The sequence below is a fragment of the Bacillus sp. Marseille-Q1617 genome, assembly GCF_903645295.1.
Taxonomy (GTDB): Bacteria; Bacillota; Bacilli; order Bacillales; family Bacillaceae_B; genus Rossellomorea.
Window position 1 is genome coordinate 117636 of the sequence record NZ_CAHJXM010000002.1, and the last position, 21653, is coordinate 139288.

The 21653-nt window shown below is 45.1% G+C and carries 21 protein-coding genes and 1 pseudogene; 18 read left to right on the forward strand and 4 right to left on the reverse strand.

All coding sequences use genetic code 11. The annotated features are described in order from the left end of the window. The first annotated feature begins 125 nt into the window (after positions 1–125). A complete protein-coding gene (gene noc / locus HWX64_RS12110; protein WP_175989826.1) occupies positions 126–986 on the forward strand; it encodes a nucleoid occlusion protein in 861 nt (286 codons plus the stop codon). Positions 987–1076: 90 nt separating this feature from the next. On the opposite strand, the gene HWX64_RS12115 is transcribed toward noc, so the two are convergent. Further along, positions 1077–1322 (reverse strand): hypothetical protein, encoded by a 246-nt coding sequence (locus tag HWX64_RS12115; RefSeq protein WP_175989827.1) that lies wholly within the window; start codon positions 1320–1322, stop codon positions 1077–1079. Between the two features lie 169 nt (positions 1323–1491). On the opposite strand from HWX64_RS12115, the gene HWX64_RS12120 reads away from it, so the two are divergent. From HWX64_RS12120 to HWX64_RS12130, 3 genes are all read left to right on the forward strand, one after another. Beyond that, positions 1492–2253 (forward strand): ParA family protein, encoded by a 762-nt coding sequence (locus HWX64_RS12120; RefSeq protein WP_175989828.1) that lies wholly within the window; start codon positions 1492–1494, stop codon positions 2251–2253. After that, on the forward strand, positions 2246–3094 hold the full coding sequence (locus HWX64_RS12125) for a ParB/RepB/Spo0J family partition protein (protein ID WP_175989829.1): 849 nt from the start codon (positions 2246–2248) through the stop codon (positions 3092–3094). The genes HWX64_RS12120 and HWX64_RS12125 overlap by 8 nt, the downstream gene beginning before the upstream one ends. A 123-nt stretch (positions 3095–3217) precedes the next feature. Next, positions 3218–3931, forward strand: coding sequence for a DUF554 domain-containing protein (locus HWX64_RS12130; RefSeq protein WP_175989830.1), 714 nt, complete (start codon positions 3218–3220; stop codon positions 3929–3931). Positions 3932–3971: 40 nt separating this feature from the next. Here HWX64_RS12130 and yyaC read toward each other — a convergent pair whose 3' ends face one another. Further along, positions 3972–4589, reverse strand: a complete 618-nt coding sequence (gene yyaC / locus HWX64_RS12135; protein WP_175989831.1) for a spore protease YyaC — start codon at positions 4587–4589, stop codon at positions 3972–3974. A gap of 212 nt (positions 4590–4801) precedes the next feature. Between yyaC and HWX64_RS12140 the strand changes: the two genes are divergently transcribed. The 11 genes from HWX64_RS12140 (at position 4802) to dnaB (ending at position 16254) form a co-directional block, all read left to right on the forward strand. After that, positions 4802–5731 carry a mechanosensitive ion channel family protein gene (locus tag HWX64_RS12140; RefSeq protein ID WP_175989832.1) on the forward strand — a complete coding sequence of 310 codons (930 nt, stop codon included), beginning with the start codon at positions 4802–4804 and terminating at the stop codon, positions 5729–5731. Continuing rightward, positions 5731–5928 (forward strand): DUF951 domain-containing protein, encoded by a 198-nt coding sequence (locus HWX64_RS12145; RefSeq protein ID WP_175989833.1) that lies wholly within the window; start codon positions 5731–5733, stop codon positions 5926–5928. Before HWX64_RS12140 ends, HWX64_RS12145 begins: the two co-directional genes overlap by 1 nt. A 260-nt stretch (positions 5929–6188) precedes the next feature. Then, entirely contained in the window at positions 6189–7289 is a 1101-nt protein-coding gene (gene ychF / locus HWX64_RS12150) for a redox-regulated ATPase YchF (protein ID WP_175989834.1), read from the forward strand. Between the two features lie 398 nt (positions 7290–7687). Then, positions 7688–7975: a 30S ribosomal protein S6 gene (rpsF, locus tag HWX64_RS12155; protein WP_175989835.1), complete on the forward strand. Its 288-nt coding sequence runs from the start codon at positions 7688–7690 to the stop codon at positions 7973–7975. 74 nt (positions 7976–8049) lie between these two features. After that, complete coding sequence (gene ssb / locus HWX64_RS12160; protein ID WP_175989836.1) at positions 8050–8562, forward strand: single-stranded DNA-binding protein; 513 nt, start codon at positions 8050–8052, stop codon at positions 8560–8562. A 42-nt stretch (positions 8563–8604) separates the two neighbouring features. Then, complete coding sequence (rpsR, locus tag HWX64_RS12165) at positions 8605–8841, forward strand: 30S ribosomal protein S18 (protein ID WP_175989837.1); 237 nt, start codon at positions 8605–8607, stop codon at positions 8839–8841. A gap of 185 nt (positions 8842–9026) precedes the next feature. After that, positions 9027–11102, forward strand: a complete 2076-nt coding sequence (locus HWX64_RS12170) for a methyl-accepting chemotaxis protein (protein WP_175989838.1) — start codon at positions 9027–9029, stop codon at positions 11100–11102. 224 nt (positions 11103–11326) lie between these two features. After that, positions 11327–12250: a YybS family protein gene (locus tag HWX64_RS12175; RefSeq protein ID WP_175989839.1), complete on the forward strand. Its 924-nt coding sequence runs from the start codon at positions 11327–11329 to the stop codon at positions 12248–12250. A 38-nt stretch (positions 12251–12288) separates the two neighbouring features. Continuing rightward, the gene (locus tag HWX64_RS12180; RefSeq protein ID WP_175989840.1) at positions 12289–14262 is read left to right on the forward strand and encodes a DHH family phosphoesterase; all 1974 of its coding nucleotides are present in this window, start codon (positions 12289–12291) and stop codon (positions 14260–14262) included. Further along, on the forward strand, positions 14259–14705 hold the full coding sequence (gene rplI, locus HWX64_RS12185; protein ID WP_175989841.1) for a 50S ribosomal protein L9: 447 nt from the start codon (positions 14259–14261) through the stop codon (positions 14703–14705). The genes HWX64_RS12180 and rplI overlap by 4 nt, the downstream gene beginning before the upstream one ends. A gap of 184 nt (positions 14706–14889) precedes the next feature. Next, positions 14890–16254: a replicative DNA helicase gene (gene dnaB, locus HWX64_RS12190; RefSeq protein WP_175989842.1), complete on the forward strand. Its 1365-nt coding sequence runs from the start codon at positions 14890–14892 to the stop codon at positions 16252–16254. A 68-nt stretch (positions 16255–16322) separates the two neighbouring features. Here the strand turns inward: dnaB and HWX64_RS12195 are convergent. After that, positions 16323–18046, reverse strand: a pseudogene (locus HWX64_RS12195) (ABC transporter ATP-binding protein). Positions 18047–18330: 284 nt separating this feature from the next. On the opposite strand from HWX64_RS12195, the gene HWX64_RS12200 reads away from it, so the two are divergent. Beyond that, complete coding sequence (locus HWX64_RS12200) at positions 18331–19623, forward strand: adenylosuccinate synthase (protein ID WP_175989843.1); 1293 nt, start codon at positions 18331–18333, stop codon at positions 19621–19623. A 53-nt stretch (positions 19624–19676) separates the two neighbouring features. Here HWX64_RS12200 and HWX64_RS12205 read toward each other — a convergent pair whose 3' ends face one another. Beyond that, the gene (locus HWX64_RS12205) at positions 19677–20747 is read right to left on the reverse strand and encodes a potassium channel protein (protein ID WP_303049480.1); all 1071 of its coding nucleotides are present in this window, start codon (positions 20745–20747) and stop codon (positions 19677–19679) included. A 135-nt stretch (positions 20748–20882) separates the two neighbouring features. Between HWX64_RS12205 and HWX64_RS12210 the strand changes: the two genes are divergently transcribed. Together HWX64_RS12210 and HWX64_RS12215 are read left to right on the forward strand one after the other, a co-directional pair. Then, positions 20883–21344: a hypothetical protein gene (locus tag HWX64_RS12210; protein WP_175989845.1), complete on the forward strand. Its 462-nt coding sequence runs from the start codon at positions 20883–20885 to the stop codon at positions 21342–21344. Continuing rightward, entirely contained in the window at positions 21341–21652 is a 312-nt protein-coding gene (locus HWX64_RS12215) for a hypothetical protein (RefSeq protein WP_175989846.1), read from the forward strand. Before HWX64_RS12210 ends, HWX64_RS12215 begins: the two co-directional genes overlap by 4 nt. The last annotated feature ends 1 nt before the right edge of the window (position 21653 follow it).

A 21653-nucleotide genomic window follows, 5' to 3' on the forward strand; every position in this document is an offset into this window, starting at 1 on the left:
CTTCTATAGGAAAAATGGTATGCTTTTACTGTAGTGATTTGTGTGAATATGTCTAGATGAGGCAGGAACTTGTCATATTTTAGAGAATTATAATATAGGGAGTTTCTTAAAGGTGGTGTAGGAAGATGAAGCATCCTTTCTCTCGTTTTTTTGGTCTGGGTGAAAAAGAGCAAGATGTTGAATCTGAAGAATCAAGTGTAGTGGAAGATCGAGATGAGGTAAAGAAAATACCAGTGGCTCAAATCGTTCCAAATCGCTTTCAACCAAGAACCGTTTTTAATGATGAAAAAATAGAAGAGCTATCCAGAACGATACACACGCATGGAATCATACAGCCGATCGTTGTCAGACAGTCGGCTGATGATCAGTTTGAAATTATTGCAGGGGAACGCCGTTACAGAGCCGTTCAAAAACTTGGCTGGGAAACCGTTCCTGCCATCGTCAAAAACCTGAGCGATACCGAAACGGCTTCAGTCGCTTTAATCGAAAACCTGCAAAGGGAAGAGCTTTCTCCGATTGAAGAAGCGATTGCCTACGGAAAATTGCTGGAATTGCATAATCTGACCCAGGAAGCACTTGCTCAGCGTTTAGGAAAAGGACAGTCCACAGTGGCAAATAAGCTTCGTCTCCTAAAGCTTCCAGAAGAAATTCATCATGCTTTATTAGATAAGAAAATTACGGAACGACATGCACGTGCACTGATTCCATTGAAAAAACCCGAGAAACAGATCGAGCTTCTTGGTGAAATCGTCGAAAAAAGCTTGAATGTCAAGCAGACAGAGGACAGAGTGGTAAAAATGCTGGAAGGCTCTGCCCAAAAACCAAAGCCGAAGCGTAAAGCATTCTCGAAGGACATGCGCATAGCCGTCAATACAATCCGTCAATCTCTTTCCATGGTCTCCGACAGCGGGATCAACCTCAACGCCGAGGAAGAAGAGCACGACGAATTCTATCAATTTACCATTCGCATTCCCAAGAAAAAATAGATTCATAAAAAGCGAGAAACAGATATTGGGTGTTTCTTGCTTTTTTGTTTGCTTTTTTTTAGGAATTTCATTATAGGTTTGTTCTGTTAATTACAACTCAACATAAGAAGACAGAGTGGATTGAAGCGGAAGGCACTTGACTCCGACGGGAGATAGAGGAAAGGTCGAGACCCCGCAGGCAGAATGCCGAGGAGGCTCGACTTCCTCCCCGCGGAAAGCAAGTGCCTGCAGCAGAAAGAAACGGTCTAGCATAAACCCTTCATTCATTAATTGATGACCAGCCTGGATATTTTCAATTTCAAATAATAATTTCCACGGAAATATGACATTTTTCACCGGGATTCTACTTTTCTTTTATGTAGAATTTATTTTTTCCAATTATTGAAAGAGAAGCTTTCATTATTTTCAAAAAAGAATCAGACATTTTCCCTCGAATTTTGATAGAATAGAAGAATACGATGAAGAAAAACGACCAAGCTTGGCCGTTAAAAGGTAGGTGACAACCTTGGGAAGAATAATAGCGGTGACCAACCAAAAAGGCGGTGTGGGCAAAACGACCACTTCCGTTAATTTGGGTGCGTGCTTAGCATACATAGGGCAAAAAGTTCTGCTCGTAGATATCGACCCCCAAGGAAATGCCACGAGTGGTGTTGGAGTGGAAAAAGGTGATGTACATCAATGCATTTATGATGTTCTCGTTGATGATGTCGATGTAAAAGAAACCATCAAACAATCCAAAGTCGAGAACCTTACAATTGTGCCTGCAACCATATCATTAGCAGGGGCGGAAATTGAATTAGTTCCCACCATATCTCGTGAAGTTCGATTGAAGAAAGCATTGGAAAAAGTCAAAGATGAATATGACTATATTATTATTGATTGCCCGCCATCTTTAGGGCTCTTGACGATTAATGCACTGACAGCTTCGGATGCAGTCGTGATCCCGGTGCAATGTGAATATTATGCACTCGAAGGATTGAGCCAGCTTTTGAGCACGGTGCGCTTAGTTCAAAAACACCTGAATCATGAATTGATGATAGACGGTGTGCTGTTAACCATGCTGGATGCCCGTACTAACCTTGGAATTCAAGTCATCGAAGAGGTCAAGAAGTACTTTCAAGATAAAGTGTACCGCACAATTATCCCGCGTAATGTTCGCTTGAGTGAAGCACCCAGTCACGGTGAACCCATCATTATTTATGATGCTAAGTCCAGGGGAGCGGAAGTTTATTTAGAACTGGCAAAGGAAGTGGTGGCGAATGGCTAAAGGTTTAGGGAAGGGTATTAATGCCCTTTTTCAAAACGTACAATCTCCTCAAAATGAAGAAAGTGTTCAAGAAGTAAAGCTGAAAGACATACGGCCGAATCCTTATCAGCCGCGTAAAATTTTTGACCCTGGTGCAATCGAAGAGTTAAAGGAATCGATTTTGGAGCACGGGATTCTGCAGCCGATCATTGTCAGAAAGTCGATTAAAGGGTACGAAATCGTGGTTGGAGAACGGCGTTACCGTGCAGCGACCGCTGCCAAGTTAGACGTTGTCCCTGTGGTGGTCCGTGAATTGAATGACCAGCAGATGATGGAACTTGCCGTACTGGAAAACCTTCAGCGGGAGGATTTGACTCCGATTGAAGAAGGGGCAGCGTATCAGATGTTAATGGATAAGCTGAAAATCACCCAGGAGGAAGTGGCAAAACGCTTAGGGAAAAGCCGTCCTCATATCGCAAACCATATTCGGCTGCTTTCATTGCCGGCACCGATCCAAGAATTGATTTCTGAAGGGAAATTAACGATGGGTCACGGCCGTGCCTTGCTGGGATTGAAAAACAAAAAGAATCTTTCGACCCTCGTGAATCGTATCCTGAAAGAATCATTGAACGTTCGCCAGCTTGAAAAAATCGTCGGTGAAATGAACGGAAGTGTTTCACGTGAAACAAAGAAGCCTGAGAAGAAGAAAGATGTATTCATTAAAGAACAGGAATCCATGCTGCGTGAGCGATTTGGAACAACGGTGACAATCAAACAATCCAAGAAAAAAGGGAAAATTGAACTTGAATTTTTCTCCAAGGAAGACTTGGACCGGATATTGGAGCTGCTTCAGGATAAATAAAGAACGCGGCTGAATTTAAAGGTTGAATCAGAGAAAGGACTGCCCCTTTTTATACAAAGGGTCAGTCCTCTTCCCTTTTAAGAAAATAGCAAAAAGATTCTAGTCTGGATAAGGGGAACGTGTATGGTATTATTAGGGACGCTTGTAAATGGAGTATGTATTATTATCGGGACGCTGCTTGGGGTCTTCCTTCACCGCATCCCCGAAAATATGAAGGGTACCGTGATGAAAGCCATTGGATTAGCGGTAGTTGTCCTTGGCTTGCAAATGGGACTGAAAAGCGAGAATTTCCTCGTTGTCATCATCAGTCTGGCTCTCGGGGCGGCCTGGGGGGAATGGATGAATTTAGAGGACAAGCTGAACGCAGTCGGTGCATGGTTGGAAAAGAAGCTGGGAAGCAAGAAAGAAACATCCATTTCACAAGGATTTGTTACTGCCACTTTGATCTTTGTCATTGGTGCAATGGCTGTCATCGGGGCTCTTGACAGTGGTATAAGGGGAGATCATGATGTTCTCTATACAAAGTCGATCATCGATGGTTTCACTTCCTTGATCTTGACGACTACGTTGGGAATCGGGGTCATGTTTTCTGCTGTCCCGGTTGTCCTTTATCAAGGGCTGATCGCACTATTTGCCACTCAGATTCATCAATGGGTCCCGCAGGAGCTTATGGATGCTTATATTGTGGAGATGACGGCGACCGGCGGTATCATGATTTTTGCCATCGGGCTGAACCTGATAGGAATCACCAAGATACGGGTAGCCAACTTATTGCCGGGTATTTTAGTGGTAGCGCTTGTTGTCGGCGTGATCCACGCTTATCATTTATATATGTAAGCTGACAAAAAGGGAGGCAATAGCGCCTCCCTTTTTTATATCAATGTAATTCTTCTCTCCACTTTTCAATGCTTATTGCATTCCTGCGTTCGATGATTTCTTCAGCCAGCACAATGGCTTCCACCATCGTTTTCGCCATCTTCATCACAAGGTTTAATCGGGTATTTTGAAGGACAAAGAACTCCATGAAGCCACTGACGTTCACAATCCCAGTGAGGTGTATGTTCCCTACCTCGGGCAGTTCTTTATTAACACCTGCACCCGGTTTTAACGGTCCATCACACAGCTGGATGGCCCCCACACTTTTCAATCTGCCAAGACAGGCATCAATCCCAATGATAAATGGATTGAGGTGCTTCCCTTTGATCTCCTGTATCTTCTCCTCAAGGTTCACCGCATGAATCGGATCATCCAGGGTCCCGTACACATGAAATATGCCTATGGCCTGCTCTTCCAGCAGGGATCCTATCAATGGACCCAACGAATCACCAGTGGATCGATCGGTGCCTATACAAACAAATACAATCGGACGTGTCCTATATAGAGTGGGAAGTATGGATGCCAGTTGAACGGAAAGATCCCTTGCAGCGTGCTCATCCTGATGAAAGACCCTGAAAGGCTCAGATTTCCGTTCGAATAGTCCTTTTTTAAGATTCATGACTTCCACTCCTTTGATTGGTAGGTTTCCGGGAAAGAGTTTTTATCATTATACGGCCGATATTGTTTTTTCATACATAAAGAAGGATGATTTTTCATAAAATAAAAAATTTCGTTTTAATTTGTAAGTATAGGTTAGAACTACCCAAGGTTCGGGAAACTTGATAGAATAATACGTAACTTATTACTGAAAAAAGCAGGTGATACTTCAATATGGCAAACACAACTCCTGAAGATGTTAAAAAAACAGTTGATGACACGGTGGATAAAATTATCGACAATGACCTATGGGTAACATTAGGAACGAACACACTTAAGATCGCAGCGATCATGCTGATTACATATATTGCGTTGAAACTGGGCAGGACAGCCATCCGTAATATATTCAGGGTGCGTTCGAAGGCTCCCCTCAAATTCACGGAGCGGCGCGAAGCCACTTTGTTAAAGCTGCTTGAGAATGTATTGACATATGTGGTGTACTTCATCAGTCTGATGACCATCCTCTCGACGCTCGGCATCGATATAAAAGGGTTGATCGCAGGTGCCGGAATCGTCGGTCTTGCCATCGGTTTTGGAGCCCAGAACCTTGTACGTGACATCATTACAGGTTTCTTCATCATCTTTGAAGATCAGTTTTCCGTCGGTGACTATGTCAGAATTGGGTCTGCAGAAGGAACTGTTGAAGAAATCGGCCTCCGTACGACGAAAATAAAAAGCTGGACGGGTGAACTGCATATTTTCCCGAATGGTAACATCACAGAGGTCACGAACTTCTCCATTCATAACAGTATCGCTGTCGTGGATGTCAGCATTGCCTATGAGGAGAACATAGATGAGGCAGAAAAAGTCATTCAGGACCTGCTTATCACTCTTCCGCAAAAATATGAAGACCTGGTGAATCCGCCAGAGCTGCTGGGCGTCCAGACGCTTGGAGCTTCGGATGTGGTCATCCGGATCGTCGCGGAAACTGTACCTATGAGACACTGGTATATTGCCAGGATGATCCGAAAAGATGTGAAACTTGTTCTTGATAAGCATGGTATCGAAATTCCATTCCCTCGCATGGTCATGTATTCGAGAAATGAGGATATCCACGCACAGCCATATCATGATAAAAAAAGACTTGGACAGGAGGAAGGCTGATGGAGCAAAAGACATTCCAATTAAATGATGTAGTAGAGATGAAAAAACCTCACCCTTGTGGAGTCAATCGCTGGAAAGTGATCCGTCTTGGTATGGATATCCGTATCAAATGCGAAGGCTGCGGCCACAGTGTGATGATTCCACGTAAGGATTTCACAAAAAAAATGAAAAAAGTACTGGCAAGTTCCCAAGAATAATTACTTTTTTCATACCCCTGTCTGGGAAAGCTTAATCCTCCTGCTGCAAGGGGATGGCATACTCAATAAAATAATGGACACCCTCTCGTTTTTCTGCGGCAGGGTGTTTTTTTATGTTCGGTATCAGAGACCGTATCAATAACCACTACTTGTCTTTTCCCTCCATTAACTCTATAATTGTGAAGGGTTCGACCATTTAGAAGAATTAACATCAAAACACGATTTTTCATAGATAAGAACAATAAAGAGGAGTGACCGAAATGGCTTTAACAGCTGGTATTGTTGGGCTGCCGAACGTTGGTAAATCAACACTTTTTAATGCAATCACGAAAGCAGGAGCAGAATCTGCTAACTATCCTTTCTGTACAATCGATCCGAACGTAGGAATCGTAGAGGTGCCAGATCACCGCTTGGATAAATTGACTGAGCTGGTGGATCCGAAGAAGACCGTCCCTACTGCATTCGAATTTACCGATATTGCCGGAATCGTTAAAGGCGCAAGTAAAGGTGAAGGGCTGGGAAACAAATTCTTATCCCACATCCGCCAAGTCGATGCGATCTGTCAGGTAGTCCGCTGCTTTGCAGACGACAACATCACACACGTATCCGGAAAAGTGGATCCGATTGCTGATATTGAGGTCATCAACCTTGAATTGATCCTTGCAGACCTTGAAACGGTTGATAAGCGTCTTGCCCGCGTTCAAAAGATGGCGAAACAAAAAGATAAAGAAGCGGTATTCGAGCATGATATCCTTGTGAAACTGAAAGAAGTACTTGAAGCGGAGCAGCCTGCCCGTACGGTTGAATTTTCCGAAGAGCAGATGAAACTCGTGAAGCAGCTTCACCTTCTTACTTCAAAGCCAGTACTATATGTAGCGAACGTAAGTGAAGATGAAATCTCTGATCCATCAGACAACGAATATGTTCAAAAGGTCCGTGAATTTGCGAAAGAAGACAACGCTGAAGTAATCGTCGTTTGTGCGAAAATCGAATCTGAAATTGCTGAACTTGATGATGAGGAGAAAGCGATGTTCCTTCAGGAGCTTGGAATTGAAGAATCAGGCCTTGATCAGCTGATTCGTGCAACATACTCACTTCTTGGACTTGCCACTTACTTCACGGCAGGTGTACAGGAAGTCCGTGCTTGGACGTTCCGCGAAGGCATGAAAGCTCCTCAATGTGCCGGAGTCATCCACTCCGACTTCGAAAGAGGCTTCATCCGGGCGGAAACCGTATCCTATGATGACCTGGTGGAAGCAGGAACAATGGGAGCAGCCAAGGAAGCCGGTAAAGTACGACTTGAAGGTAAAGAATATCTCGTAAAAGACGGAGACGTCATCCACTTCCGTTTTAACGTATAAGAGTTATACTGAAAGGCCGGGGCCACTCCGGTCTTTTTTCTTTTTTTGTGTTTTTTGATTTTATTGCAGTATTTATGCAGATGCATTTTTGTGAGTATATACCGTTTCTAGCTTTTGATTGGAGTGGCAGACGAAGACTCCTGCGGGAAAGCGAGACAGGTGAGACCCCGCAGGCGAAGCCGAGGAGGCTCACCGCTCGCCCGCGGAAAGCGAAGTCTGCCACGGAAATCAAAAGCGGTGATTAAAATTGGATGAATATAAAATCTATCAGATATCCTACGATATATTGCAATACTAGAAAAGCTGTGATATAATTCTATTTCGTGAGTAATGAACGCATTGCTCCTTGTCCTTTCAAAACGAAAGGACCGCATAGACCACGAGGAGGTGACATTCAGATGAGAAAGTACGAAGTTATGTACATTGTCCGCCCAAACATTGACGATGAGTCAAAGAAATCAGTAGTTGAGCGTTTCGATAACGTTTTATCAACGAACGGTGCGGAAATCATCGAGTCAAAAGATTGGGGTAAACGTCGTTTAGCGTATGAAATCAACGATTTCCGTGATGGTTTCTACCAACTAGTGAAGATGAACGCTAACACTGAAGCTGTAAACGAATTCGATCGTTTGGCTAAGATCAGTGACGACATTATCCGTCATATCGTTGTTAAAGAAGAAGAATAATCCGAACGTTTTAAGATACACTTCTATGAATGTTTCACGTGAAACAGGATACTAGAAGGAAGGGGTTGATTCTGATGATGAACCGAGTTGTATTAGTAGGGCGTTTAACCAAAGACCCTGAATTAAAATATACTCCGAATGGAGTAGCTGTTGCTTCGTTTACTCTTGCAGTGAATCGTAGTTTTACGAATCAATCAGGAGAACGGGAAGCAGATTTTATTAATTGCGTTGTATGGCGTCGCCCTGCAGAGAATGTAGCAAACTTTCTTAAAAAAGGCAGCTTAGCTGGCGTTGACGGTCGCATTCAAACACGTAATTTCGAAGGACAAGATGGACGTCGTGTGTTTATGACGGAAGTTGTAGCAGAAAGCGTTCAGTTCTTGGAACCGCGCAGTGCGAATCAAGGCGATCGTGGAGGAAGTCCGGGCTATTCGGGTGGAGGTCAGCGTGACCAAGGAAATCCTTATAGTCAGAATCAGAATCAACAGCGCAACAACAACAATAATAACTATACACGTGTAGATGAGGATCCATTTGCAAATGACGGTCAGCCGATCGACATTTCTGATGATGATCTGCCATTCTAAACGAACGATACGAATAATCTAAAATGATAGGAGGCGAATCACATGGCAGGAGGACGTAGAGGTGGACGTAGACGCCGTAAGGTATGCTACTTCACAGCAAACGGAATTACACATATCGATTACAAAGATGTGGATCTTCTTAAGAAATTCATCTCTGAGCGTGGAAAAATTCTTCCACGTCGTGTAACTGGAACAAACGCTAAGTACCAACGTAAGTTGACTCGTGCGATCAAGCGCGCTCGTACAATGGCATTGCTTCCATACGTTAGCGGTGAATAATTGAACGGTGAAAGCAGCAGGGACTTTGTCTCTGCTGCTTTTTTGTTGTTCTGATGGATTTGGTGTTACTTCTCCCCGACCTCAAAACAATCGAAATCCCCCATTCCTATTAAACTATGACGAAACGTGTCGATAAATTAGAGGAGAAAAGGTTTACGCCAGCCATGGCACAAGGGGGAAAAGAAGTGAAAAGAGAGAAACTAAAAAAGAAACATCCTAAAAGTAAAGATAAAAAAGGATCTTTGAAGCTATCATCCATAAGAGCGAAGCTGATCATGGTCTTCTCCATCTTATTTGTCGCTTCACTCATCGCAATCATTGCCATCACGAGCTGGCAGACGAGGATGAAGACCGAGGATCAGGTCATCGGTCAGACACAGGGGGTGGTGAAGGAGCTGAATAGTTCGGTGCAGCTTTTTCTCGAACAGTATGAGAAAAGCTTGAATCAATACTCAGTTTCGAATGTTTTGAAGAACTATTCCAAAGCACAGCTCGACCCGGAAACAGATGCAGCCCGGGATACGGAGTTATATGCGGATATTCAGTCAGATTTCAAGAATTATTTAGGTTTATACCAAGAGGCTACGTCCATTTACATCGCGTCACCGAACAAAGAGCTTAAGATCGTACCAGCTGTCGATCTGCCCGATGATTTCGATCCGACAAGCCGTGAATGGTATCAGGAAGCCGTGGAAGCGAAATCGGGTGCTGTTTGGAGTGAACCGTATATCGATACAGCTACGGAAGAGTATATAATTACGGCTTCAAGAGCGGTCGTTTCCGATAATAAAATCATCGGGGTGATCGGGGTCGATGTCAATCTGACAAAATTGACAGACAGTGTGTCGGATATGGAGCTTGGTTATGAAGGCTATCCATTTCTTTTTGGCCTTGACGGCACAGCGATCGTTCACCCGACTTTACGAGGGGAAAACCTTTCCGATCGACCGTTTATCAAAGAAATGTTGGAATCTGAGAATGAGCAGGGGACCATCCACTATGAATTAGACGGCGAGAAGAAGGTGCTTGTCTACAATACGGTTCCGAAAACGAATTGGAAAGTCGGATCGGCTTATGAGATGGATGCGCTTTTGCAGTCATCAAAGGAAATTGAACGACTGCTGCTCTTGACGGGGGCGGTGACCCTTGTGGTCATGTTGATCATGGTCGTTTTTGTCTCGGATAAAATGACCAAGCCAATCAAAGAGCTTCAAAAAACAGTAACGGAAGTGGCTACCGGAGACCTTTCCATCCAGTCATCGATAAAATCGAAGGATGAAACGGGACTGCTTGCCTCAGACTTCAATAAGATGATCGAGAGTATGAGAGAAACGATCAAGATTGTTCAGGAGTCTGTCTTGAACGTCCGTCAGTCAGCTGAAAGCCTTAGCGCTGTCTCGGAAGAAACCAATGCTTCCAGTGAGGAAATGGCTACGGTCGTAAATGAAATCGCACACGGTGCCTCTCAGTCGGCTGCAGATTCAGAAAACGCTCAACAAAAGTCCGAACTGCTCGGGACCCGCATCAATGAAGTGTATGATAACTCGAAAGCGATGGCTGAAATGGCCGGCCGGGCAGACGAAATGAATCAGACCGGACTCCTTCAAGTAGAGGAACTCGTCAGTGCTTATCACTCTTCAAATGAATATATTTCTTCCATGGAAAAGGTCATCATGAGCCTTGAGTCCAAGGTGAAAACGATCGAGTCTGTCATGGAGACCATCACGGACATTTCGTCCCAAACCAATCTTCTTGCCCTGAATGCAAGCATTGAAGCGGCAAGGGCAGGTGAACATGGAAAAGGATTCGCGGTAGTAGCAGATGAGGTCAGGAAGCTTGCCGATCAGTCTGTGCAGGCTACAGAACAAGTGAAAAGTACAATTAACGAAATTCAGCAGGGATCGAATCAGGCGGTCGATGAAATGGCGAAGACAAAAGAAACATTCGAGACTCAGTACGTCGTCATTCAAAAAACAAACGAAGTCTTCGATCAAACGTCTGCCCTGATGAAAACGATGCAGAACGAAATCGAACAGATGTATAAACAAGTCGGACAGATCAATCTGGATAAAGATGAAGTGGTCAACGTCATTCAGTTGATGGCGGCGACGGCGGAACAAACGGCCGCTTCCTGTGAAGAGATGAATGCGTCTTCCGAAGAACAATTAAGGGCGATCCATTCGGTCACAGAAGCCGCGGAAGTACTGACAGACTTGAGCCAGGAACTGCAGGACTCGATTCAGAGATTTAAAATCAAATAATCAAATCGGGAAGGTGCCTTCTGCATCGTCCTTCTGTGAACCCTCAGGAATACTCTTCCATGAAGCGAGTATATACTAAGGGAAAGAAGGATGGCATGCAGGGGCATTTTTTGCGCCTTCTGTTCGAAATGGACAAGCCGTTAAGATGAAATTCATTGATAAAATTGATATGATTATTCTATTATGGTTGTTTCGCCTGAAATTAATGTTGGGAGAGTTAGATATTGAAAAATAATCGTGTTTTAACGGAAGGTGTACTCATGCTTGTCTCCTTCACCGGGTTATTGCTATTGACTGTATATATACCCATTTTAGGGATAGCGGCGTTTTTTGTCCTTCCGCTGCCTCTGATGATATTCAGTTCCAAACATGCACTGATGCGCTCTTTATTTGTATTCGCCGGTACGCTGGTGCTTGGCTTTTTAGTTGGGGGACCTATAGCGCTCATGCTTGCCTTTGCAGTTGGAACTACAGCCATCGTGATGGGCTGGTGCATCAAAGAAAAGCGGGACAAACTCAGGATATTAATGGCGGCGACCTTTACGTTATTAATCAATATCGTCCTGGGCTTTATACTAACGATTGCTATTTTCAACATTAATATTGTTGAAGACAGCCTTGAGGAATCAAAAACTACATATTATTCGTTATTTGAACAAATTGGTCAGGAGCCGGATCAGAAACTGGTCGAAAGTCTTGAAAGCTCGATCAATTTACTTCAGACACTGACTCCCACGATGTTCTTGGGAATGGCAGCAAGTACAGCCCTCATCTTCATCTGGGTGAATTTCCCGCTATTGAAAAGACTGGGCGTCACGGTACCTGTTTTCAAGCCCTTCAGGGAATGGATGCTTCCTAAAAGCATTTTGTGGTACTATCTGATTATTTTAGTTGTATCGATGATCGCACAGCCGGAGCAGGGTTCCTATTTGTATACGGCAGTATTGAATGTGCTTTATGTATTACAGACACTGATGGCTGTCCAAGGCCTGTCATTCCTTTATTTCCTGGGCCATTTCAAGGGATGGTCGAAGGGGATTTTGGTATTAATTACAATCATTTCGATTCCACTCCTTTATCTCGTGAGAATTTTAGGTATAATTGACTTAGGATTTAATCTGAGAGAACGGCTGCAACGTAAGTCATAGATAAAGATAATATAATTTAAGTTCCAGGAGCTGAAATCATGCCATCTTATTTTAATAAGCGAATGATCCGGTACCCTTTGTACGGTCTAGCTATATTAGCAGCTCTCTTGTTAGTAGCGGTCGCTTTTTACAAATGGATTATTTCGTTAATCGGGTTGATTGTCTTTGGAAGCGCGTTTTTTCTCGCTTTTTATTTCGAGAAAAGATCTCATGAAGAAACAGAAGAGTATATCTCCACTTTATCTTACCGGGTAAAGCGTGTCGGCGAAGAGGCATTGATGGAAATGCCGATCGGGATCATGCTGATAAACGATGAGTACTACATAGAATGGACGAACCCTTTCCTGGCGTCATGCTTTAATGAGGATACCGTCGTAGGCAGATCTCTCTATGATGTGGCAGAAAATCTTGTCCCGCTCATCAAGCAGGAAGTGGATTCTGAAATCATTACATTGAACGAAAGAAAGTACCATGTCATTTTGAAGCTGAAAGAAAAGCTTCTGTACTTTTTTGATGTAACCGAACAAAAGGAAATCGAAAAGCAATATCATGAGGAACGTACGAATATCGCCATCATCTTCCTTGATAATTATGATGAACTGACCCAGGGGATGGATGACCAGACACGAAGCAGTCTGAACAGCCTGGTGACGTCGATCCTGAATAAATGGGCAAAAGAATATGGGGTTTTCTTAAAAAGGATTTCCTCGGAACGATTCATCGCGGTCATTAATGAGAAAATCCTTCAAGTGCTTGAAAAAGAGAAGTTTGGTATCTTGGATGATGTGAGGGATACGACTTCGAAGCAGAATGTCCCGTTAACCCTGAGCATCGGTGTGGGGACGGGGGTTCCGTCCCTTCCTGAACTGGGGACGCTTGCTCAATCAAGCCTCGACCTTGCTCTTGGCCGCGGCGGTGATCAGGTCGCCATCAAGCAGACGAACGGTAAAGTGAAATTCTACGGCGGTAAAACGAATCCGATGGAAAAACGCACACGGGTGCGTGCACGCGTGATTTCACATGCACTCCGTGAGACGATGATTGAAAGCGACAAAGTCATCATCATGGGGCACAGGCATCCTGATATGGATGCGATCGGAGCGGCTATCGGTATCCGCAAGGTCGCCCAGATGAACCAGCGCGAAGGATATGTTGTGCTGAATTTCAACGAAATAGACACTGGTGTCAAACGAATGATGAAAGAAATCAAGAACAATTCAGACCTTTACTCCCGCTTCATCACACCAGAAGAAGCGCTTGAGATGGCGACTGAAGACACCCTTCTTGTGGTCGTGGATACCCATAAGCCGTCACTTGTCATTGAAGAAAAGCTGTTGAATAAAATCGATAAAGTCGTCGTCATCGATCATCACAGACGAGGCGAGGATTTCATCAAAAATCCGCTGCTGGTCTATATGGAGCCATATGCTTCATCAACGGCAGAACTTGTGACAGAGCTCTTGGAATATCAGCCGAAGCATGAAAAGATCTCGATGCTCGAAGCCACGGCCCTGCTTGCCGGCATTATCGTCGACACAAAGAGCTTCACGCTCCGCACCGGTTCCAGAACGTTCGATGCGGCTTCCTATTTAAGGGCTCAGGGGGCTGACACGGTCCTCGTTCAGAAGTTCCTGAAAGAAGACGTCGATACTTATATCAAACGGGCCCGTCTAATCGAATCGGTGGAATTTTATCATAAAGGTGTCGCCATTGCGAAAGCGGACGAAGACGTCATTTATGACCCTGTCCTGATTGCACAGGCGGCAGACACGCTGTTAACCATGGACGAAGTCATCGCATCCTTTGTCATTTCAAAAAGGGAACCCGATACGATCGGCATCAGTGCCCGATCATTGGGGGATGTGAACGTCCAAATCATCATGGAAAGCTTACATGGCGGCGGCCATTTAACGAATGCCGCCACTCAATTAAAAGATATGTCTGTTGGGGAAGCGGAACAACAGTTAAAAGAAGCACTAAATGATTATTTCGAAGGGAGAAAAGAGACATGAAGGTAATTTTCTTAAAAGATGTTAAAGGTAAGGGTAAAAAAGGCGAAGTGAAAAATGTCGCAGACGGTTACGCGCATAACTTTCTGCTGAAAAAGGGCCTCGCTGTAGAAGCGACGAACGCCAATATCGGTCAGCTTGAAGGCCAGAAGAAAAAAGAAGAGAAGCTTGCACAGGAAGAGCTTGAAGAAGCAAAGCAATTAAAGGCAACTCTGGAAGAACTTACGGTGGAAATGAAAGCGAAATCCGGTGAAGGCGGACGTCTTTTCGGTTCCATCACAAGCAAGCAGATTGGTGATGTGTTAAAGAAAGAACATGGCATCAAGGTGGACAAGCGCAAGATCGAAATGAACGACGCTATCCGCTCTTTAGGTTTTACAAATGTACCGGTGAAGCTGCATACAGACGTAACGGCTACACTGAAAGTTCACGTGACGGAAGAATAATTTCCCGAACATACGAAATTTGGTAACTTCATTTACCGAAAAACATGATAAAATGAATATAGCTTGATAAAAAATGTGATCTGGATTCTTTCCCGATCACATTTTTTCGGTAGGAAAAAAGTCTTGAATAATTGATTATAGAGAAGCTCTTCCACCTGTTTTTCGAAATGGAGGTAATAAATAGATGAATGAGATGTTACAAGAACGGATCCCCCCTCAGAATATAGAAGCGGAACAGGCCGTGCTCGGGGCCATTTTCTTAGAACCGAGTGCCTTGACCACTGCTTCTGAAGGACTGATCCCTGAAGATTTCTATCGTCACTCTCATCAGAAAATATTCAATGTCATGCTGAAACTCGGGGATGCCGGTAAAGCGGTCGACCTGATCACGGTGACAGAAGAACTGGCAGCTGCCAAGGAACTTGAGGATGTCGGCGGGGTCGCTTATTTAAGTGAACTTGCAGGGTCTGTCCCGACTGCTGCCAATATCGAATACTACGCGAAAATCGTAGAAGAAAAGTCTTTACTCAGAAGACTCATCCGAACGGCTACTGATATAGCGTCCGACGGCTATGCACGCGAAGATGAAGTGGACATGCTTCTCGGAGAAGCGGAAAAAAGCATCATGGAAGTCGCGCAGCGGAAAAATGCCGGTGCCTTCCATAATATCAAGGACGTACTCGTTCGTACGTACGACAATATTGAAACACTCACTAATCGAAAAGGAGACGTAACCGGGATCCCAACCGGGTTCGCCGACTTGGATCATATGACGGCTGGATTCCAAAGAAATGACTTGATCATCGTCGGAGCCCGTCCGTCGATGGGTAAAACCGCCTTCGCCCTGAACATCGCTCAGAACGTAGCGGTCAAAGCGAAGGAAAATGTCGCGATCTTCTCGCTTGAGATGGGTGCGGAGCAGCTGGTCATGCGTATGCTCTGTGCTGAAGGAAACATCAACGCGCAAAACCTCCGTACAGGGGAACTTACGGACGAAGATTGGAGAAAGCTGACGATGGCAATGGGAAGCCTTTCGAATGCCGGTATCTATATCGATGATACACCGGGGATCAAGGTCGGGGAAATCCGTTCGAAATGCCGCCGTCTCGCGCAGGAGCACGGACTCGGCATGATCCTGATCGATTACCTGCAGCTCATCCAGGGGAATGGACGCGGAGGCGAGAACCGTCAGCAGGAGGTTTCTGAAATCTCCCGTTCATTGAAAGGACTTGCCCGTGAGCTTCAGGTCCCTGTCATCGCCCTTTCCCAGCTCTCCCGTGGAGTGGAGCAGCGTCAGGACAAGCGTCCGATGATGTCCGATATCCGTGAATCAGGGAGTATCGAGCAGGATGCCGATATCGTAGCCTTCCTATACCGTGAAGATTACTACGACCATGACGCAGAAAATAAAAACATCATTGAAATCATCATCGCTAAGCAGCGTAACGGTCCGGTAGGGAATGTATCGCTTGCTTTCGTGAAGGAATACAATAAGTTCGTTAATCTGGAACGGCGGTTTGATGATTCCGGGGTTCCGCCGGGGGCTTAGATCAGCCTCCGGATTGATAGATATGGACGAAAAAACCAAGCATGGTGTATGCTTGGTTTTTTTGCGTCTTATAAAATCGTCGCATGCTGATGAGCATGAAGCTTCGTAAAGATCCCATCCTCAATCGACAATAACTCTTCATGCGTCCCATCTTCTGCAATCCCGTTCTCGGTTACCACAAGGATACGGTCCGCTTTCCGAATTGTTGCCAGACGGTGGGCGATGACCAGCGTCGTGCGGTCTTTCGCGAGTTCGTTCAGCGCATCCTGGATGATGGCTTCAGTCTCTGTATCAAGTGCTGATGTCGCTTCATCAAGAATCAGGATCTGAGGATTCTTCAAAAACATTCTCGCGATTGATAACCGCTGCTTCTGACCGCCAATAACTTCAATCCGCGCTCTCCGATCTGTGTATCATAGTCATCGGGAAGCGACGCAATCAGCTCGGTCAAGTGAGCCCGTCTCGATGCTTCCTCGATCTCTTCCTGGGTCGCATCCAATCTTCCATAAGCGATATTCTCACGGAGCGTCCCGGTGAACAGGAAGACGTCCTGCTGCACGATCCCGATCTGTGAACGGAGCGACTCCTTTGTCATATCCCTGATGTCGATTCCATCGATTGTGATCGAGCCTGCCTCGATATCGTAGAAACGCGGGATCAACGAGCAGATTGTCGTTTTTCCAGCTCCGGATGGGCCGACGAATGCCACGGTCTGCCCCGGCTCGATCGCGAACGACAAATCATTCAGGATCGGCCGTTCCGGTTCGTATCCAAAGTGGACACGGTCAAACTCGATACGTCCTTTTAAGGTAGATACTTCTACTGCATCGGGGCGGTTTTCAATATCCGGCTCCATATCCATTAGCTCCGTGAACCGCTTGAAGCCGGCCATCCCTTTTGGATAAAGTTCAAGCAGTGCGGAGATTTTATCGATCGGTTTGAACAGGACATTGATGTAAAGGATGAAGGCTACCAGCTCCCCGTAAGTAAGGGCACCAGAGAAGCTCAGCCAAGCCCCGTATACGAGAATCACAAGCGTCATCAACCGCGTCGTGATATAAATCCCCGACAGGTTCACACTCATGACATTGTACGCTTTCAGTTTTGACTTTCGGAAGAACTGGTTGTTTTCATTGAAGCGGTCCATCTCGTATTGTTCATTTGTAAAAGACTGAACCACCCGCGATCCGGAAACGCTGTCCTCCACCCTGCTGTTCACATCTGCGATATTGCCGTACATCTTTGTCCATGCTTTATTCATCTTGATATTTGAAACCGAAATCAGCCAGACAAGGAATGGAACGATGATGATCGCAACAAGTGCGAGTTTCACGTTGATCGTCAGCATGATCCAGAAGGCCCCGATGAACGTCATGACCGCAATGAATAAATCCTCCGGCCCGTGGTGGGCAAGCTCGCCGATATCCATCAGGTCATTCGTCACCCGGCTCATGATGTGCCCGGTCTTCGTGTTGTCGAAGAAACGGAACGACTGCCGCTGCACATGGTGGAAAAGTTCACTCCTCATATCGGTCTCGATGTTGATCCCGAGCTTATGCCCCCAGTAGTTCACGACGAACTGCATGCTCGAACTGAGCAGGTACAGAACCAGAAGGCCTGCACTTACGGCGATAATCGTGCTCCAGTTCCCTTCAGGCAGGAGGGTGTCGATGAACCAGGACACAGCAATCGGAAACCCGAGTTCAAGCAGTCCGACCAGAACGGCACAAAAGAAATCTATGTAAAACAGCCGCCTGTGAGGACGGTAATAACTGAAAAAACGTCTAATCATATCACTCACCTCAATATCCAATTGTATGTAAAATTCAAAATGCTTATTTAACCATACCAAAAATAAAAATATCGGGCTATTACTTTTTTATCAGTCAGGCTCTCTGATGCGTTAAAGCACCGAGGGACGGGCCTTTAGTATGATAAAGTGAACTCCTTTTCACGAACATAAATATAGATACATATAATAATGTTCGTGTTTTGATTGACTTTCTACTCTACTGTTGATAAAATGAGTTTGTTTGAAAAAAGAGGGAATACTAATTCCCGTCGGAGGTGCTTAATATGTCTTCAGTAGTAGTAGTAGGAACACAATGGGGAGACGAAGGAAAAGGAAAGATCACTGACTTCCTTTCTGAACATGCAGAAGTAATCGCACGTTACCAAGGTGGTAATAACGCAGGTCATACAATTAAGTTTGACGGTGAAACATATAAGCTACATTTAATTCCTTCTGGTATTTTCTATAATGAAAAAATCTCGGTCATCGGGAACGGGATGGTTGTCGATCCGAAAGCATTGGTAAAAGAACTTAAATACTTACACGATCGTGACGTCACGACTGAAAACTTACGAATCAGCAACCGTGCGCACGTCATCCTTCCTTACCACTTAAAGCTTGATGAAGTGGAAGAAGAGCGCAAAGGCGCCAACAAGATCGGTACGACGAAAAAAGGGATCGGTCCTGCATACATGGATAAAGCAGCACGTATCGGAATCCGTATCGCTGACCTTCTTGACCGTGCATCGTTCGAAGAAAAGCTTGCACGCAACCTTGAAGAAAAGAACCGCCTTCTAGAGCGTTTCTATGAAACAGAAGGATTCAAAATCGAGGATATCCTTGATGAGTACTATGAGTACGGCCAGCAGATCAAGAAGTACGTAGTTGATACATCCGTTGTATTGAACGATGCGATTGACAACGGCCGCCGTGTCCTTTTTGAAGGTGCACAAGGGGTTATGCTTGATATCGACCAGGGTACATACCCATTCGTTACATCTTCGAACCCTGTAGCGGGCGGAGTGACGATCGGTTCCGGTGTCGGCCCTACGAAGATCAATCACGTCGTGGGTGTTTCCAAAGCTTACACGACCCGTGTCGGTGACGGTCCATTCCCGACTGAACTGAACAATGAAATCGGAGATCAAATCCGTGAAGTCGGCCGTGAGTATGGTACGACGACTGGACGCGCGCGCCGTGTCGGCTGGTTTGACAGCGTGGTCGTACGTCATGCACGCCGTGTGAGCGGACTGACGGATCTTTCTCTTAACTCAATCGATGTATTGACAGGCATCGAAACATTGAAAATCTGTGTCGCTTACAAATATAAAGGCGAAATCATGGAAGAGTTCCCGGCGAACCTTAATATCCTGGCTGAATGCGAGCCGGTATACGAAGAGCTTCCAGGCTGGACGGAAGACATCACAGGATGCAAGACGCTGTCTGAGCTTCCTGAAAATGCACGCCACTATTTAGAGCGCGTATCTCAACTGACAGGTATTCCGCTTTCCATCTTCTCTGTCGGACCGGATCGTTCCCAAACAAATGTGGTCCGCAGTGTTTGGAGTGCAAGATAATTTTTATAAAAAAGAAGCTGATCCATCATTGTGGATCAGCTTCTTTCGTTTATTCAGTTGATCGCCGTGAGCTGTTCAAAAACACGATCGTGACAAACCACATAAAGGACGTCGGTATTGTGCAATTCACGGTTGATGGCATCCGTGAAGTCCATACTGTCATTGACTGCGAGCAATATGGCCCCTTTTTGCAGAAGTTCTTCCGACGCTTCTTTGATTGTCTTCCATTCAGGGTTCGGCTTCAGTTCATGAATATTATTGCCGTAACGCTTACTCAGCAGCTGCCTGAACAGACTGGTCGTTCCAGGGTGAATCGTCGCTTTTGCCATTAAAAAAGAGACCGAATCAGTGGAAAGGATGAAATCCTCGACGGCAATATGCTTGAATTTAGGGATATGCCGGTCTTCTGAAATCTCTACAATCGTATGGATTTCTTTTTCATATGTTTTCGACAAACCTTCAACCGCTGAAGCAATCAAGAGCGTCTTCCCATCAATCAGCGATGGGTCTTCGATGCGCGAATCGGAAAAGATCGCGACTCTCTTCGCCTCAAGGATATTTGCCCGCAGTAATATGTCTTCATCCGACGGGTCCCCTTGAATATAATGGATTTGTTCATGATCGACTGGCGATTCACTGAGTGTATCGATCAGCACCATTTCTACTTCAGGCGAATGAGCCAGCACTTCAGTAATAGCCCGTTCCGTCTTCTTGGACCAGTTGATATAGATAAAATGATCATTCATGGTATACTCAAGCTTCCCTTCCCGTTTGTATTTTTGAAACGTCGTGATGGCATCCACCGTTTTGCTGATCAAGACCCCGATGATCCCGATTCCGAAGATAAAGAGGAAAATGCCCAGCAGGCGTCCGCCCACGGTGACGGGATAATAATCCCCATATCCGACAGTGGTCAACGTGGTCATCGTCCACCAGAAGCCGTCAAACAATGAAGGAAAGCCTTCCGGTTCTAAAAAATATATACCGAACGTACCCAATAATATAATGATAATGGATAACAATAAGATAAAACCGAAATCCATTTTGGATACTTGTTTCCATAGTCTCATAAAAATGGCCATGCAACCGCTCCTTAGTAAGAAATCATAGTATAATAATACCAATAACCGGGTTGTAATTGAAACCTTTCCTTTTATGAATCGTATACATAGAGAGTGATTTGGGAGATGGCCGGTTTTTCATCGTTCCGACAAGAAAAAACGATATAGAAGAAAACAACACCAAGGAGGAGGATAAGGATGAGACCCATATTGGAATACCGTTTGCTTAAGGGCATGAACGGCTTCGAGCCCATTTTTCATTATCCGGATATCGAACTCGAACAGATCCTTGCCCGCAGGGAATGTGAGTTTTTTGTCAAGGAAGGCATCACCTACAAACAGGTCTCCTCAGCAAAGGAAGGGAACCTCTTTCTTATTTATGTAGAAATATTTGAAGAAGAGCCTGTCAAGGATCCGCTGTTTCCGCCGCAGGGGCTGCTGCTCGAGATCCGCGAGCTGAATATGCGGAAGAATCATCCGATCATAAAACAGGACACGTACGAAGAGCACCTTGATATTCTGAGTGTCATCGGTTCTGTATATATCTATATAGATGGTGCGGAGTATGAACGGGACTCTGCTGAAATCGATGAAGACCGATCCGTTTATATCTTATATGTGAAAGCAACTGGCGTAATGCTGGAGGAGGAAGCACAATGAACAAAACGAAAAAAATGATGGCGGGAGTCGTCGCGTCCGTCATGGCCATTTCCGTCACAGGCTGCGGGAACAATCAGGAACTGCCGCCTGAGCCGACGGACACCGACTGCGACGACTGGGATTGGGATGACGAAAGCGGTACGTACTACTGTGATGACAGCCGCTCCTCTCATTTCGGCTACTTCTGGTTCGCCGGCCGAATGTTTAAAAATAAATCCAGCCTGAAGAATTATTCCGGCTACAAATCCTATTCGAAATCGTATAAATCAGGCATAGGAAGCGGATCGAAAGGCGGTTTCGGAGGGTAAT